The 17,231-nt window shown below is 53.0% G+C and carries 12 protein-coding genes; 7 read left to right on the forward strand and 5 right to left on the reverse strand.

Annotated elements, in window-relative coordinates:
• Nucleotides 1–42 precede the first annotated feature (42 nt).
• Genes J4650_RS13270 through J4650_RS13280 form a run of 3 tightly spaced genes read right to left on the reverse strand, consistent with a single transcriptional unit; the run spans nucleotide 43 to nucleotide 3,878 of the window.
• On the reverse strand, nucleotides 43–816 hold the full coding sequence (locus tag J4650_RS13270) for a DmsC/YnfH family molybdoenzyme membrane anchor subunit (RefSeq protein ID WP_000544929.1): 774 nt from the start codon (nucleotides 814–816) through the stop codon (nucleotides 43–45).
• Nucleotides 809–1,435: a DMSO/selenate family reductase complex B subunit gene (locus tag J4650_RS13275; RefSeq protein ID WP_000816143.1), complete on the reverse strand. Its 627-nt coding sequence runs from the start codon at nucleotides 1,433–1,435 to the stop codon at nucleotides 809–811. The genes J4650_RS13270 and J4650_RS13275 overlap by 8 nt, the downstream gene beginning before the upstream one ends.
• 13 nt (nucleotides 1,436–1,448) lie before the next feature.
• Nucleotides 1,449–3,878 carry a DMSO/selenate family reductase complex A subunit gene (locus tag J4650_RS13280; RefSeq protein ID WP_023993533.1) on the reverse strand — a complete coding sequence of 810 codons (2,430 nt, stop codon included), beginning with the start codon at nucleotides 3,876–3,878 and terminating at the stop codon, nucleotides 1,449–1,451.
• Nucleotides 3,879–4,233: 355 nt separating this feature from the next.
• Between J4650_RS13280 and J4650_RS13285 the strand changes: the two genes are divergently transcribed.
• From J4650_RS13285 to fumA, 5 genes are all read left to right on the forward strand, one after another.
• Nucleotides 4,234–5,865 carry a sensor histidine kinase gene (locus J4650_RS13285; protein WP_023137205.1) on the forward strand — a complete coding sequence of 544 codons (1,632 nt, stop codon included), beginning with the start codon at nucleotides 4,234–4,236 and terminating at the stop codon, nucleotides 5,863–5,865.
• A complete protein-coding gene (gene dcuR / locus J4650_RS13290) occupies nucleotides 5,862–6,581 on the forward strand; it encodes a two-component system response regulator DcuR (protein ID WP_000611307.1) in 720 nt (239 codons plus the stop codon). The genes J4650_RS13285 and dcuR overlap by 4 nt, the downstream gene beginning before the upstream one ends.
• A 316-nt stretch (nucleotides 6,582–6,897) precedes the next feature.
• Nucleotides 6,898–7,164, forward strand: a complete 267-nt coding sequence (locus J4650_RS13295; protein ID WP_010989095.1) for a hypothetical protein — start codon at nucleotides 6,898–6,900, stop codon at nucleotides 7,162–7,164.
• Nucleotides 7,165–7,310: 146 nt separating this feature from the next.
• On the forward strand, nucleotides 7,311–8,651 hold the full coding sequence (gene dcuB / locus J4650_RS13300) for an anaerobic C4-dicarboxylate transporter DcuB (RefSeq protein ID WP_000899149.1): 1,341 nt from the start codon (nucleotides 7,311–7,313) through the stop codon (nucleotides 8,649–8,651).
• A gap of 95 nt (nucleotides 8,652–8,746) precedes the next feature.
• Complete coding sequence (fumA, locus tag J4650_RS13305; protein WP_000037190.1) at nucleotides 8,747–10,393, forward strand: class I fumarate hydratase FumA; 1,647 nt, start codon at nucleotides 8,747–8,749, stop codon at nucleotides 10,391–10,393.
• Between the two features lie 97 nt (nucleotides 10,394–10,490).
• Here the strand turns inward: fumA and melB are convergent, their stop codons facing one another.
• Together melB and J4650_RS13315 are read right to left on the reverse strand one after the other, a co-directional pair.
• Nucleotides 10,491–11,921 (reverse strand): melibiose:sodium transporter MelB, encoded by a 1,431-nt coding sequence (gene melB / locus J4650_RS13310; protein WP_000028070.1) that lies wholly within the window; start codon nucleotides 11,919–11,921, stop codon nucleotides 10,491–10,493.
• A gap of 83 nt (nucleotides 11,922–12,004) precedes the next feature.
• Nucleotides 12,005–13,360 (reverse strand): alpha-glucosidase/alpha-galactosidase, encoded by a 1,356-nt coding sequence (locus J4650_RS13315; RefSeq protein ID WP_023993534.1) that lies wholly within the window; start codon nucleotides 13,358–13,360, stop codon nucleotides 12,005–12,007.
• A 268-nt stretch (nucleotides 13,361–13,628) separates the two neighbouring features.
• Here J4650_RS13315 and melR point away from each other — a divergent pair, with 268 nt between their 5' ends.
• Together melR and adiA are read left to right on the forward strand one after the other, a co-directional pair.
• Nucleotides 13,629–14,561, forward strand: a complete 933-nt coding sequence (melR, locus tag J4650_RS13320) for a transcriptional regulator MelR (protein WP_000106992.1) — start codon at nucleotides 13,629–13,631, stop codon at nucleotides 14,559–14,561.
• 232 nt (nucleotides 14,562–14,793) lie between these two features.
• Entirely contained in the window at nucleotides 14,794–17,061 is a 2,268-nt protein-coding gene (adiA, locus tag J4650_RS13325; RefSeq protein ID WP_124234991.1) for an arginine decarboxylase, read from the forward strand.
• Nucleotides 17,062–17,231 lie beyond the last annotated feature (170 nt).

The raw sequence follows: 17,231 nt of genomic DNA on the forward strand, positions 1-17,231 counted from the left end.
CGCTACGCTGATCAGGCTTACATGGCACAAGCCGGGCAAAAACTACATTGGCAGCGTCCACAGATTGTAAAACGCAATCCTACCCGCCAACTCCGCCGCGATAACCACCACAGCCGTCATGGCCAGCACCGCAGCGCTCGATTTCAGGCGCGCGCAGACCACCACCCCGACCACGCCCGCCGCCAGCAATATCGCCTGGGCGGTAAACCAGCTATGCTGCGCGGCGGTCAGAGCGCTATCGGCGCTCATCAGCGTCGCCATATAGCCCGGGCGCAGACAAAAGCTCACCAAAATCGCCAACACGCTGACCAGTAGCCCCAGACGGCGCACGCCAAACAATGCCGCCAACGCGCCGCCGCCAATCAACGGCGTCAATATCATCATTGCCGTGGTGTAAGATGAACGCCAGGTCGCCACCGTCGGCAGTTGGTAAATCTGCGGAACGGCGTATAAGAAGACTACTCCGACTATCGCCGCCAACCAGACCAACGCGTTACACAGCGGCGTCGCCCGGTTCAGCAACAAACCGAGCGCCCCCAGCCCGCCGAGCGCCGCAAAAGCCGCCGACAGGACAATCTCGTTACTCATCGGCGAATGTCCGACACGCAGCAGCATATTCAGCGCACGCAGCGGTTGCCCGACGTGGAAGGTGCCGACAATGACGCCCAGCCCAAACAGGCACATCACCGAGAACAGACCGATAGCCTTACGCCGCGGCGCGACCAGCCCCATTGCGCCGCCAATCAGCAGCAGAATAAATGCGCCGACCGCGCTCTGGGTAAAGACCGTAAAAAAGACCAGCGGTAACTCATGCATGGCGCACCTCCCGAATGTTCATGATTGCGCCTTCCGTATCGCCCGTGGGTCTCGCTTTCGGATGCGGTTTAATAATGAGGTTAGGATGGGTGAACGACGCCGAAGGCAGCGGCGCGATTTGATTCTCCGTGCCATATTTTGCCCGTAATTCATCGACAGGGCCGAAATCCAGCGCTCGCTGCGGGCAAGAATCCACACAGATAGGGCGCAGATTGTTCTCCAGTCGGTCAAGACAACCGTCGCACTTACGCATCACGTTCGCCTGCGTATCAAACTGCGGCGCGCCGTAGGGGCAGCGCATTTCACAATAACGACAGCCGACGCATACGCTGTCATCCACCACGACCAGACCATCTTCTTTGCGTTTATGCATCGCCCCGGTTGGACAGCCGGAGACACATACCGGCTCATCGCAATGGTTACAAGCAATAGAGAGGTAGTAGGTAAAGGTGTCGTGATGCCAGCTTTCCCCCTCTTTCACCCAGCTTCCGCCGCCATATTCATAGACGCGGCGCAGTTTCGGACCGACATCCAGATCTTTATTATCCTTGCAGCTTACCTGGCAGGTTTTACAGCCTGAACAGCGCGAGGAGTCAACATAAAAGCCATACTGTTTCATCGTACATCACTCCTTAAGCGCGTTTAATTTCAACCAGATTGGTATGCTGCGGATTGCCTTTCGCCAGCGGCGAAGGGTGGTGGCTGGTCAGCGTATTGATACAGCCGCCGACATCAACGCCGTTGCCGTCAAGCCGCGTCCACGCGCCCTGCGGCATCGCCGCCACGCCGGGTAAAATGCGCTGGGTCACTTTACAGGGAAGCTCCACCACGCCGCGGTCATTGAATACATGCACCCGATCGCCGGACTTCAATTGGCGAGCGCTGGCGTCAATCGGGTTAATCCAGACTTCATCCGGCACCGCCTCATGCAGCATCAGCACATTGCTGTAGGTCGAGTGGGTATGCCCTTTGGTATGGAAGCCGCTTAACTGCAACGGATACTTCGCCGTCAGCGCTTTGTTAAGATGCGACTCTTTCGCCGGACAAAATTCCGGCAATGCGGGAATTCGCTCGCCTTCTGGCAACGTCCACGCTTGCGCCAGATCCGCCAGCGCCTGGGAGTAAATTTCAATTTTGCCCGACGGTGTGGAGAGTGGATTAGCCTCGGCGTCGGCGCGGAAATCGGCAAACGCAAGGCTCTGCTGCTCGGTAGCGATACGCTGGTCAATCACGCCCATCTCTTTCGCCACGCTCCACTCCGGCAGGTATGGACGTTTTTCACGGATCTGCTGATAGTGCATCTCCGCCCACTGCGCCTGAGTTCGGCCCTCGGTATATTGCTCGCGCAGTCCAAGATGCCCGGCGATATCCGCGCAGATGTCATACGTGCTGCGCACTTCCCACATCGGTTTAACGGTTTTCTGAATCGCAATCATATAGTTATGCGATCCCGCCGCATAGGAGCTGTCCACCAGGTCTTCCGCCTCAAGATAGCTGGTCTCCGGCAACAGCAGATCCGCATACATCGCGCTGGGCGTCATATGGTTTTCAATCACGATAATGGTTTCACACAGCGATTCATCCGCGAGAATTTGACGGGTGCGGTTTGTTTCGCCGTGCTGATTAAGCAAGGTATTACCGGCCTGGTTGAAAAACAGCTTAATTCCGGTTTTTAGCCTGTCCGCGCCTTTCACACCCATTGTCGTCGCGGTCATTTTCTCCGGATGCTGAATGGCGTCCGTCCACAGATAGCAAGGAATAGAGGTTGTGATCGGATTCTTACCGACAGGCAACAATGGCACGCCATACGGCGTACCGTAAGGCCAGTTGCCATTGTTGGTGCCGGGCCGCCCGAAGTGGCCGGTTAACGCTGGCAGCGTCTGAATAGCACGCACGGTTTGTTCGCCGTTGGCATGACGCTGCGGCCCCCAGCCCTGGCAAATATAGCAGGCGCGCGCCGAGGCGATTTCGCGCGCCAGTTGGCGAATACGCGTTGCCGGAATTCCGGTGATATCCGCCGCCCATTCCGGGGTTTTCGCGATACCGTCATCGCCCGTGCCAAGAACATAATCTTTATAGCTGGCGTTAGGCGCAGCCGTGTCCGGCAAGGTGCTACGGTCATAACCGACGCAATAGCGGTTTACCAGCGCCTCGTCGAGAAGCTGTTCGGTAATCAGCGTATGCGCTATGCCGGCGACTAACGCAGCGTCCGTGGTTGGGCGAATCGGTAGCCATTCGGCGTGTTCGGTAATCACCGAATCGGTATAGCGCGGATCGATAATAATGACTCGGGCTTTCGAGGTCTCCAGCGCCCGGCGCAGCTCTTCAACCTGACCGCCGCCGGACATCCGCGTTTCTGAGAGATTCAGGCCAAATAGCACCACCAGATCGGAATGCGCGATCTGCGTAAAATGGCTACCGACATAGGTACCATGCATATAGGGCGTTGCCGTCGCGATTTGCGCGGTCGAGTAGGTATTATGGTAATTTAAATAGCCGCCGGTGAGATTTAATAATCGCTTCCAGGCGGGCGATCCCTGCGTATGATAATATGCCCCGGATTGATAATTATAATAAATAGCTTCCCGGCCATATTGTTCGCTAACACGCGTTAATTCCGCCGCAATAAAGGCCGTGGCCTCATCCCATGAAATACGTTTAAATTTTCCTTCACCGCGTTTTCCCACTCTTTTCATCGGATACTTAATGCGATCCGGGCTATAGACGCGCCAGCGACTGGAACGCCCGCGCAGGCAGGGACGAATCTGATGCTCGCCGAATACCGCGTCATCTTTCGCGTCTTCCGGCTCAATACGCACAATGCGATCATTTTTCACGATAACCTTAAGCGGGCATCGACTGCCACAGTTGACCAGACAGGCGCTGTGCCTGACGGTTTCGCCGTTGGTATCCTTCGGTATCGTGGTCTCCTGCGCCTGGGCAGTGGTAGTAAAAGGCAGCGTAATCGCCTGACTTAGCGTCACCGCCGCCCCTACTTTTGCAGTAGCGACAATAGCATCACGTCGGGTTATGGTTGTGTTCAGCCATTTTTTTATTTCCATTTTTTATTTCTCACATTGCTTCCATAATTATTAATAATATGTAATGAAAACTAATCATAATAGATTAAATATTTGTGCTGATTGATTGTGATCAAACGCATTCTGAACGTCAGTAAAAATAAAATGTGATACCGCATACGTTATTATAAAAATTAATGAAAAATTATTTTATGTAATTCTGATGAAAATAAATTACCCATCACGGTATCCGGCGATATTAATTAACGACATGAGCAGGTAGCGCGCCCTGCAAGACCAGACGGGCTTTTCAACACTGGAGCAACATCGCCTATGCCTTTGAATTAGACGCTTCATCAGGGATAATAACCTTACGATTCGTCCGCTCAGGTCCACTATGAAACACTCCCTGCCATGCCGGGCGTTACGCAAACGCCCCATGAAACTCGGCACTACCGTCATTCTGATGGTCAGCGCCGTTTTGTTTTCGGTGCTCGTTGTGGTCCATCTGATCTATTTTTCGCAAATCAGCAGCATGACGCGCGACGCGCTGGCAGATAAAGCGCTGGCGGTGGCTCGCTCGCTGGCGGACTCTCCGGCAATTCGCGAGGGGCTGAAAAAACCGCCTGCGGAAAGCGGCATTCAGACGCTCGCCGAAGCGGTGAGCCAGCATAATGGCTTTTTGTTTATTGTGGTGACCAACATGCAGGGCATCCGTTATTCGCACCCAGAAACGCAGCGAATCGGCCAACCGTTCAAAGGCGATGACATTCTGCTCGCGCTGCAGGGAAAGGAAAACGTTGCCATTAATCGCGGCTTTCTTGCCAAAGCGCTGCGCGTTTTCACACCGGTTTATGATGAACATCACCGGCAGATCGGCGTGGTAGCGATTGGCCTGGAACTCAGTCACGTTACGCAGCAGATCAACAATAGCCGCGGCAGTATTATCTGGTCCATTCTGTTCGGCGCTCTGGTGGGGTTATTAGGCACGTATGCGCTGGTCAAGGTGCTGAAACGTATCCTGTTTGGCCTCGAACCCTATGAGATCTCAACCCTGTTTGAACAACGCCAGGCGATGCTGCAGTCAATCAAAGAGGGCGTTATCGCCGTGGATGATAGCGGCGAAGTCACGTTGATTAACCATGCGGCGCAGGCGCTGCTCGATTATCGAAAAACGCAGGATGACGCCAGATTATCCACCCTGAGTCATGCCTGGTCGCAGGTGGTGGACATTAGCGAAGTGTTGCGTGACGGTACGCCGCGCCGCGATGAAGAGATCATCGTCAAAGGCCGCCTGCTGCTGGTGAATACCGTTCCGGTGCGCAGCAACGGCGAAATTATCGGCGCGATATCCACCTTCAGGGATAAAACAGAAGTTCGCCAACTGATGCAGCGGTTGGACGGGATGGTGAACTACGCGGATGCGCTCCGTGAACGATCCCACGAATTCATGAACAAATTACATGTGATTCTGGGATTATTGCACCTGAAGAGTTATAAGCAGCTTGAAGCGTATATTATCAAGACGGCCAATAACTATCAGGAAGAGATCGGTTTGCTGCTGGGTAAAATAAAGTCGCCGATTATCGCTGGCTTTTTGCTCAGTAAGATTACCCGCGCCTCTGATTTCGGGCACAGCCTGGTGATAAGCAGCGACAGCCAGTTACCGGATAATAACAATGAAGATCAGGTTACGGTGCTGATTACGGCGCTGGGTAATTTGATTGAAAACGCGCTGGAAGCGTTGAGCCAGGAATCCGGCGGCGAAATCAGCGTCTCGTTACACTACCGTCATGGCTGGCTGCATTGCGAAGTGAGCGATGACGGTCCGGGTATCGAACCTGAGCGCATCGAGGCGATTTTTGAAAAAGGCGTCTCGTCGAAAGGCGCCGAACGCGGCGTCGGTTTAGCGCTGGTTAAACAGCAGGTTGAAGCGCTTGGCGGCGTAATTTCCGTGGAGTCCGAGCCTGGGATCTTCACACAATTTTTTGTACAGTTACCCTGGGATGGAAAAAGGACCAGCCTATGATCAATGTATTAATTGTCGATGACGATGCGATGGTCGCGGAGTTAAATCGCCGCTATGTCGCGCAAATCTCCGGTTTTCATTGTTGTGGAACCGCTTCGACGCTGGAAAAAGCGAAAGAGTTTATCTTCAACAGTGAAAATCACATTGACCTAATCCTGCTGGATATCTACATGCAGCAGGAAAACGGATTGGATCTGCTGCCTGTCCTGCACAGCGCAGGCTGCAAAAGCGACGTTATTGTCATTTCTTCTGCCGCTGACGCCGCCACCATTAAAGATTCGCTTCACTACGGCGTGGTGGATTATCTGATCAAGCCTTTTCAGGCCACGCGCTTTGAAGAAGCGTTGACCGGCTGGCTACGTAAGAAAACGGCGATGGAAAAACGCCAGTATTACGAACAGTCTGAGCTTGACCTGCTCATTCACGGTAATTCATCCAGCGAGCAGGAGCCTCGTCGGCTACCAAAAGGGCTGACGCAGCAAACGCTACGCACCTTATGCCAGTGGATTGATGCGCATCAGGAGCAGGAATTTTCTACCGACGAGTTGGCCAACGAAGTGAATATCTCGCGCGTCTCCTGCCGTAAATATCTCATCTGGCTGGTGAATTGCCATATCTTGTTTACCAGTATTCATTACGGCGTGACCGGCAGGCCGGTTTACCGCTACCGCGTTCAGCCGGAACATTACTCTTTACTGAAACAATATTGTCAGTAAGGATACCGCATAAAGCCGACGCGAAGCGTTATATCCTGGTAACATTTATTATAACAATGCCAATAAAAACGCTATCACATTAATAACAAACCTGGGAAATTGTGTCAGATCAAATATACTCAACCCAGGCCTGTTAACGTTATTTTCTATTATTACAGCGCTCTGCGCTGTTTTTAATTTCAAAACGATAACAAAAGTTAATTAAGTATTATCCCATGCCGAGAGTGTGTATTTTTATTAAAAAAGGGATTTGTCCGGAATTTTCCTGACACTTAAATAAAATTATGTTTGTAGCAATGGAGCTTGTGCTACGCCTATGGACAATACGTATATTGGTGAGCAGATACGCGTCTCCACACGCCATACTAATAATTTAAAAAAATGGCGTGACAATGATCACATAAGTCACATGCTGTTCGATTTATCTCGTGATTTACCTGATGGCGAGACACAAAAATCAAATAATAAACGCCTGTTTTTAAAACAGACAAATCATAATTTACTGCTCTCGCTGACTCCACCTGCCCATCGCCAGAGGGTGCTTCCCTCTGAACATCACCATCGCAAGAAAATAATTACTTAAAGCAACTCTGTAAAAAGCTTAATCGTTAATCGTCGCCACTGGCGCATTGAATATTCGCCATTTCCTGATGCTCATTCACACAAATCAGAAGATGGCTGTGATCCATTTATCAAAATTGACTGGGTTTATCGCGAGGATAAATAAAAATGTTATTTAGTATACAGCTTCTCATAATATTAATATGTCTGTTTTATGGTGCCCGAAAGGGCGGGATCGCGCTCGGGTTGTTGGGCGGTATCGGTCTGGTCATTCTGGTGTTTGTTTTCCATCTCCAGCCAGGTAAACCGCCCGTTGACGTAATGCTGGTCATTATCGCGGTAGTCGCCGCGTCGGCGACGTTGCAGGCGTCAGGCGGGCTGGATGTGATGTTGCAGATTGCCGAAAAGCTGCTGCGCCGCAACCCCAAATACGTCTCTATTGTGGCGCCGTTCGTCACCTGTACCCTGACGATTCTGTGTGGGACAGGCCACGTGGTCTACACCATTTTGCCGATTATCTATGACGTGGCGATCAAGAATAATATCCGTCCGGAGCGTCCAATGGCGGCCAGTTCTATCGGCGCGCAAATGGGCATCATCGCCAGTCCGGTTTCCGTCGCCGTTGTTTCTCTGGTAGCGATGCTGGGCAACGTGACATTTGACGGAAAACATCTGGAGTTCCTCGATCTGCTGTCGATCACCATCCCGTCTACCCTGCTCGGTATCCTGGCAATCGGTATTTTTAGTTGGTTCCGCGGTAAAGATCTGGATAAAGACGAAGCGTTTCAGAAATTTATTTCCGTACCGGAAAACCGTCAGTACGTGTACGGCGATACCGCGACGCTGCTGGATAAAAAACTGCCGAAAAGCAACTGGCTGGCGATGTGGATCTTCCTGGCGGCGATTGCCGTGGTCGCTCTCCTGGGCGCGGACTCCGACTTACGTCCAACCTTCGGCGGCAAACCGTTGTCGATGGTGCTGGTCATTCAGATGTTCATGCTGCTGACCGGGGCACTCATTATCATTCTGACCAAAACCAATCCTGCGTCTATCTCAAAAAACGAAGTTTTTCGTTCCGGTATGATTGCGATTGTCGCGGTATACGGGATCGCCTGGATGGCGGAAACCATGTTCGGCGCGCATATGTCGGAAATTCAGGGCGTGCTGGGCGAAATGGTCAAAGAGTATCCGTGGGCCTACGCCATCGTTCTGCTGCTGGTCTCCAAGTTTGTTAACTCCCAGGCGGCGGCGCTGGCGGCGATTGTTCCCGTCGCGCTGGCTATCGGCGTCGATCCGGCGTATATCGTGGCCTCTGCGCCGGCATGTTATGGCTACTATATTCTGCCGACCTACCCAAGCGATCTGGCGGCGATTCAGTTTGACCGTTCCGGCACAACCCGTATTGGCCGCTTCGTCATTAACCACAGCTTCATTCTGCCGGGTTTGATTGGCGTGAGCGTCTCCTGCGTCTTTGGCTGGATCTTTGCCGCAATGTACGGATTCCTGTAATGGCTGCGCGCGCCGCCCGGCTATGCGCGGCGCGCGACTTAGAGCCTGGCCCATGAGGCTCTTAATACATTTTCTTACTATTAGGCTGGAAGCACATGTCGAAAAAAGAGTTTATCTATCAGGCGCCTTTCCCGATGGGAGAGGACAAAACAGAGTATTATCTGCTCACCTCCGATTATGTCAGCGTCAGTGAATTCAACGGAGAATCTATCCTCAACGTTGAGCCGCAGGCGTTAACGTTGCTGGCTCAGCAGGCCTTCCATGATGCGTCTTTTATGCTCCGTCCTGAACACCAGCAGCAAGTCGCCGCCATTCTCCATGACCCCGAAGCCAGCGAAAACGACAAATATGTGGCGTTGCAATTCCTGAGAAACTCCGAAATCGCCGCCAAAGGCATTCTGCCGACCTGCCAGGATACCGGCACGGCGATTATCATGGGTAAAAAAGGCCAACGCGTCTGGACGGGCGGCGGCGATGAAGCCGCGCTCTCCAAAGGCGTGTTTAATACCTATATCGAAGATAACCTGCGCTACTCGCAGAACGCGCCGCTGGATATGTACAAAGAGGTCAATACCGGCAGCAACCTGCCAGCGCAAATCGATCTCTATGCCGTCGATGGCGACGAGTACAAGTTCCTTTGCGTGGCGAAAGGCGGCGGTTCAGCAAACAAAACGTATCTCTATCAGGAGACCAAAGCGCTGCTCACCCCAGGCAAGCTGAAAAACTTCCTCGTTGAGAAAATGCGCACGCTGGGCACCGCGGCCTGTCCGCCATACCATATCGCCTTTGTCATTGGCGGCACCTCGGCGGAAAGCACGCTGAAAACCGTTAAACTCGCCAGCACCCACTATTACGACGCGCTGCCGACGGAAGGTAACGAGCACGGCCAGGCATTCCGCGATCTCCACCTGGAACAGGAACTGCTGGAAGAAGCGCAAAAACTTGGCCTCGGCGCCCAGTTCGGCGGGAAATATTTCGCCCACGATATTCGCGTAATTCGCCTGCCGCGTCACGGCGCTTCCTGTCCGGTGGGGATGGGCGTCTCCTGCTCGGCAGACCGTAACATCAAAGCGAAAATCAACCGCGAAGGCATCTGGATCGAAAAACTGGAACACAATCCGGGCCAGTATATTCCGCCAGCGCTGCGTCAGGCGGGCGAAGGCGACGCGGTGAAAGTCGATCTCAACCGTCCGATGAAAGAGATCCTCGCCCAGCTATCGCAGTACCCGGTCTCGACTCGTCTGTCGCTGACGGGCACCATTATCGTAGGTCGCGATATCGCACACGCGAAGCTAAAAGAGCGTATTGAATCCGGCGAAGACCTGCCGCAGTATATTAAAGACCATCCCATCTATTACGCAGGTCCGGCAAAAACCCCGGCAGGTTATCCATCTGGCTCATTAGGCCCCACCACCGCAGGCCGAATGGACTCTTATGTCGATCTACTGCAATCCCACGGCGGCAGTATGATCATGCTGGCGAAAGGCAACCGTAGTCAGCAGGTCACGGATGCCTGTAAAAAACATGGCGGCTTTTATTTGGGCAGTATCGGCGGCCCGGCGGCGGTACTGGCACAGCAGAGCATTAAGCATCTGGAGTGTGTCGAATATCCGGAACTCGGCATGGAAGCTATCTGGAAAATTGAAGTAGAAGATTTCCCGGCCTTTATCCTGGTGGATGACAAAGGCAACGATTTCTTCCAGCAGATTGTCAGCAAACAGTGCGCTAACTGCGCGAAATAACCTGGCAGGCCCGGCGTTCTCCCGGGCCGCGTTATCGGTTAATTGCCGGATGGCGCTACGCTTATCCGGCTTATCCGGCCTGCACGAGAGAACATGCTCACGCTTTTACATCGCTGGTCGCTACCACAGAAATCGCCGGGCTATCCGGCTGTTCGACGAATGGCGGCGTTTTCCGGTATTTATCCAGCAGGTGGATCTGAATCTTGCGCAGCATGTCGCCATTCAAACGGTAGTAGCGGAAGTAGAGAACCAACGTCATCATGAAAAACAGTACCGGCAGGACAATCATAATAAACTGCATCCCCTGCAGGGTTTGCGCAGACTGCGCCACGTTCGGCGTGTAGCCAATCAGCCCCAGCACCAGAGCGATAAAGAACGCCGCAAACGCCGAGCCGCCCTTCACAACCATCGTCTGTACGGAATAAGCGATACTCTCGCAGCGAATATTGAGCTTAAATTCCCCATAATCGACCGTATCCGCCACCATGATTACCTGAAGCACCCAAAAGAGCGCGGTCCCGATATTCAGGAAAATACCCGCCGCCACGATTAAAGCGGCATTATGGACATCCGCCAACGCCATCGCGAAGAGCCCTGCGCAACTCAGAACGGGCATCACGGAGGCGCCCGCCCACAATATCCGCCGCGATAACATTTTCACCAGCCGGGGGAAGACAATCAGCGTCAGCAGATTCGCCGCGCCGGCGTAAGAAAGGTAATAGGGAAAAAGATCGGCATCGCCAATCACATAGGTGAAGTAGTAGATCGCAAAGCCATTGATAATATTGGAGGCAATGTTATACGCCAGCGCCATTCCCAACAGGCAAGAGAGCTGATCGTTTTTGTATATCAATCCAACGATCGTTTTTAACGTCAGATGTGGGCGGCCCGCCGTTACACCGTTGTCGGAGGAGTACACCTCATGTACGTTGCGTAATGTCACGATAGTCGAGGCGATAAAAAACGCAATCAGTACCAGCGTAAACATCTGAAAGCCGAACCCACGATCCGCACCGCCAACGTAGTTCACAAACGGCAGCGTTATACCGGCAGTGACGAAGCCAGCCAGACTGGCGAAGAAACGCGGGAACGGCACCAGTTGTTCGCGTTCTCGCTTATCAAGCGTAATGGTCGGCACCAGCGACCAAAATGGGATATCCATAATGGTATACGTCATGCCCCACAGGATGTAAGTTACGCAGACAAATACAACCTGCGCGGTTCCCTCAAAAAGATGGGCGCTGAACAGCAGGAAAAGCACCAGCGAATTGGTTAAGGTGCCGATCAATATCCACGGCTTAAATTTCCCCCACCGCGAACGCGTGGCGTTGACAATCCAGCCCATGATGGGATCGTTTATCGCATCCCAGATTCGCGCGACCAGAAAGAGGGTGCCGACGAGGCCGACCGAGAGTCCCACCACATCGGTGTAGTAATACATCAGGTACATATACACAATGCCGATGGCGAAATCCTTACCAAACGCACCGAACCCGTAACTCAGCTTTGTTGTCAGAGAGATGCTCATAGGGTACCGGGTCGCTGTTACCAGCGCCCGCCTTCTGTTAGTAGAGGTTAAACGCCGGATCTGCCGTCCAGCGCGGCTGGAGATTAACGGCGTAACCAGGCCGGAAGCCAGTCGCCATGCGCGGCGATCAGATCGTCAACCAACGCATAGATTTCTTCGATACTCAGCACCGCCGCGGTATGAGGGTCCATCATCGCCGCGTGATACACGCGATCGCGGTTTTCCGTGAGGATGGCTTCGGTCAACAGCGTTTGCACGTTGATGTTGGTCTGCATCATCGCCGCCAGATGGGAAGGGATCGTCCCCACCTTCGTCGGTTGAATGCCGTTGGCATCCACCAGACAAGCCACTTCCACGCAGCTTCCCTGCGGCAGGTTATCAATCAGCCCCTCGTTACGCACATTGCCGTAAATCACGCTCGGCTCGCCGGTCCACAGAGCGTTCATAATGGTGCTGGCGTACTCGCGGGACGGTTTGATGTCGATACGCTCGGCGGTTTTATACTCCTCCAGCTCTTTATGCCAGTTCGCCAGTTGTTCTACGCAGCGTTTCGGATATTCATCCAGCGGCACCTTGTAACGTGCAATCAGATCCTCGCGTCCCGGTTTAATAAACCACGGCGTGTACTCGGCAAAATGCTCTGATGATTCGGTGACGAAGTAGCCCAACTTTTTGAACATCTCATAGCGCACAATGTTCTGGCAGCGTTCATTGCCGTGAATATTGGGCTTCGGCGCCTGTCCGGCGTCATAGGCCGCCAGCAATTCAGGATAGAGATCGACATAAGTCCCGTCAGCCGTTTTGCGCTCCAGTTCGAGGTAAAACGCCATGTGGTTAATGCCGGCGCAGCGGTAGCGCAGCGAGGCGGGATCGATATTCAGGTCGCGCGCCAGTTCTTCCGCCGTTCCCTGTACCGAATGGCACAGGCCGACCTGTTTGATATGCGGATAGCGGGCATACATCGCCCAGGTATTCATCGCCATCGGGTTGACGTAATTGAGCATGGTGGCCTTCGGACAGACTTCCATCATGTCTTCGCAAATCCGCCACAGATGCGGGATAGTCCGCAGCGCGCGCATGATGCCGCCCGGCCCCAGCGTATCGGCGATCGTCTGTTCCAGGCCATGACGCTTACAAACCTCAAAATCGGTCACGGTGCAGGGTTCATAGCCGCCAATCTGAAAGGCGACCACCACGAAATCCGCATCCTGTAGCGCCGCTTTCTGGTTGGTATGGCAGGTAATCCGGCCAGAAGCGCCCGCTGAGTCCATCAGTTTCCGTACCACAATATGCGACTCTTCCAGCCGGGTTTCGTCAATATCCATCAGGGCGACATGCGCTGACTTTAGCGCCTCGCGGTGAAACACATCGCCGAGGATATTTTTGACGAAAATCGTAGAACCTGCGCCGATAAAGGTAATTTTGGGTGCCGTCATCATGACTCTCCAGAACAGTAGTGAACACCTTCATGGTGGCACGCGTTCCCGGTGAAAACCTCCGTCTTCCCCGATGAGCATTCCCGAAAACTCAGATCGTATGCTGGCGCGCGGGAGATCTGAGTTTTTGGGACAAAATGGCGTAAAAAGCAGAGTATTCGGCCTGATAGTCAGGCTACGCTCTACAATATCGACGGATTCTGTGTCCGGATTCCCGGTTTCCTCCCGGCTAAAGGGGCATAATTCTGATAATTCAGGAAATGGAGTGACGATGAGTACGCAAGCAATATCCCTCCTCCCGCCCGACCCGCACATGTGCAACGGCGATGAAAAGCAAACCCGTAGCCCGCTGTCGCTCTATTCCGAATATCAACGACTGGACGTTGAACTGAGGCCGCCGCACAGAATGGCCAGCAGTCACTGGCATGGGCAAGTAGAAGTGAATGTTCCGTTTGACGGCGATGTGGAGTATTTAATCAACAATGAAGTCGTGCAGATAAAGCAGGGGCATATCACCCTGTTTTGGGCCTGTACGCCACACCAGCTTACCCGCCCCGGCAACTGCCGCCAGATGGCGATTTTCAGTTTGCCGATGCACCTGTTTCTCTCCTGGCCGCTGGATCGCGATCTTATCAACCACGTCACGCACGGGATGGTGGTTAAATCACTGGCGACCCAGCAGCTTAGCACCTTTGAAGTGTTGCGCTGGCAGCAGGAAACAAGCAGCCCGAATGAGCAAATTCGCCAGTTGGCGATCGATGAAATCGGCCTGATGCTTAAACGCTTTAGCCTTTCCGGCTGGCAACCCATTTTGCTCAATAAAACATCACGCACCCACAAGAATAGCGTCTCACGCCATGCGCAGTTTTACGTAAGCCAGATGCTGGGATTTATTGCCGATAACTACGATCAGGCGCTCACCATTAACGACGTCGCGGAGCATGTCAAACTCAATGCTAACTACGCGATGGGGATATTCCAGCGGGTTATGCAATTGACGATGAAGCAGTACATCACGGCGATGCGCATCAATCACGTACGTGCCTTATTGAGCGATACAGACAAAACGATCCTCGATGTCGCTCTGACTGCCGGGTTCCGATCCAGCAGCCGTTTTTACAGTACTTTTAGCAAATTTGTCGGTATGTCGCCGCAACAATACCGCAAGCTAAGCCAGCAACGACGCCAGACGATGCCCGGCTAAAGCCGGATACCACTATCAGCCAAAAAAATAATTCACCTGTCGATAAACGGCGGGTGAAATCGCTCGCTATCAATAATTAACCATTTGTTTATTAAACAATAATATCAATAACTGACCATTATTCCATCACTTTACACCCCCTATTTGACGGGGTAATACTTGCCCACGTCACATTCATACGGCGGGTCGGCAAGGCGTAAATTGCACGGCCTCCACAACCGGGTAAAAGATGATGAAAGTATTAATTGTTGAAAGTGAGTTTCTGCATCAGGACACCTGGGTTGGCAACGCTGTTGAGCGTCTGGCAGATGCCTTGAGCCAACAAAATGTTACCGTCATTAAATCGACATCCTTCGATGACGGCTATGCCATCTTGTCCGCGAACGAAGCCATTGACTGTCTGATGTTTAGCTACCAAATGGAACAACCGGATGAGCACCTGAGCGTCAGGCAATTGATCGGTAAGCTTCACGAGCGTCAGCAAAACGTGCCCGTTTTCCTGTTAGGCGACAGAGAAAAAGCGACGGCATCGCTGGACCGCGACCTGCTGGAGCTTGTCGATGAATTCGCCTGGATTCTGGAAGACACCGCTGACTTTATCGCCGGACGCGCCGTTGCCGCCATGACCCGGTATCGCCAGCAACTGTTACCACCGCTGTTTAACGCGTTGATGAAATACAGCGACATTCATGAATATTCATGGGCGGCGACGGGACACCAGGGCGGCGTCGGTTTCACTAAAACGCCTGCCGGTCGCTTTTATCACGATTATTATGGCGAAAACCTGTTCCGCAGCGATATGGGGATTGAGCGTACCACGCTCGGTTCACTCCTCGACCATACCGGCGCGTTTGGCGAAAGCGAGAAAAATGCCGCCCGCGTATTCGGTGCTGACCGCTCCTGGTCCGTGGTTGTCGGGACCTCCGGTTCTAACCGTACTATTATGCAGGCCTGTATGACGGATAATGATGTCGTTGTACTGGATCGTAACTGCCATAAATCCATCGAACAGGGGCTGATCCTCACCGGGGCCAAACCGGTATATATGGTGCCAAGCCGTAACCGTTACGGCATTATCGGGCCAATCTACCCGCAGGAAATGCAGCCTGAAACCTTGCAGAAAAAAATCAGCGCCAGCCCGCTGACCAAAACCAAAGCCGGACAGAAACCGTCTTACAGCGTGGTGACCAACTGTACCTATGACGGCGTATGCTATAACGCCAAAGAGGCGCAGGATCTGCTGGCAAAAACCAGCGATCGCATTCACTTCGACGAAGCATGGTACGGCTATGCGCGCTTCAACCCGATTTATTGCGATCACTACGCGATGCGCGGCGAGCCAGGCGACCATAACGGTCCGACCGTGTTTGCCACCCACTCCACGCACAAATTACTGAATGCGCTTTCACAAGCTTCCTACATTCACGTCCGTGAAGGCCGTGGCGCGGTGAATTTCTCCCGCTTCAACCAGGCCTATATGATGCATGCCACCACCTCTCCGTTATATGCCATCTGCGCATCCAACGATGTGGCGGTATCGATGATGGACGGTAACAGCGGCCTGTCCCTGACTCAAGAGGTGATTGACGAAGCGGTTGATTTCCGTCAGGCGATGGCGCGTCTTTATAAAGAGTTTACCGATGAAGGCGACTGGTTCTTTAAACCGTGGAATAAAGACGTCGTCACCGATCCACAAACCGGTAAAACGTATGACTTCGCCGACGCGCCGGCAAAACTGCTGACCACTGACCAGAACTGCTGGGTCATGCGCCCCGGGGAAACCTGGCACGGCTTTAAAGACCTGCCGGATAACTGGAGTATGCTGGACCCGATTAAAGTCAGTATCCTGGCGCCGGGTATGGGCGACGATGGCGAACTGGAAGCATCCGGCGTACCTGCTGCGCTGGTCACAGCATGGCTTGGCCGCCACGGTATCGTGCCGACCCGCACCACCGACTTTCAGATTATGTTCCTGTTCTCTATGGGGGTAACTCGCGGGAAATGGGGAACGCTGATCAACACGCTGTGCTCCTTCAAACATCATTACGACGCGAATACGCCGCTGGCGCAGGTGATGCCGGAACTGGTGCAGGATTATCCTGACACTTACGCGAACATGGGTATTCATGACCTGGGCGATAAAATGTTTGCCTGGCTACGTGAAAATAACCCGGGCGCCCGTCTCAACGCCGCCTATTCCACCCTGCCGGTTGCGGAGATTACCCCGCGCGACGCCTACAACGCGATCGTGAACGACAATATTGAAATGGTGGCGATTGAAAATCTACCGGGTCGCATTGCGGCGAACTCCGTTATTCCTTACCCGCCAGGCATCCCGATGCTGCTCTCCGGCGAAAACTTTGGCGATGAAAACAGTCCGCAGGTGGGTTACTTACGCTCACTGCAATCCTGGGATCATCACTTCCCTGGCTTTGAGCATGAAACCGAAGGCACGGAAATTATTGATGGCGTATATCACGTTATGTGCGTGAAAGCCTAATCACAAAGAGTCTTTTTTTTGAGGATGGCATGTATTCCCTGAGTATTGCTGCAAAACAATAATACTGTCATACCTTTTTGCGCGGGCCCCATCCCGCGCTTTTTTTATACAAAAATGACAAGTTTCCACTCGCGTACAACTTTTTGTACACCCTAATTCATCGTACAAAT

The sequence above is a fragment of the Salmonella sp. 32120201201600049SM genome (assembly GCF_017572835.1).
Lineage (GTDB): Bacteria > Pseudomonadota > Gammaproteobacteria > Enterobacterales > Enterobacteriaceae > Salmonella > Salmonella enterica.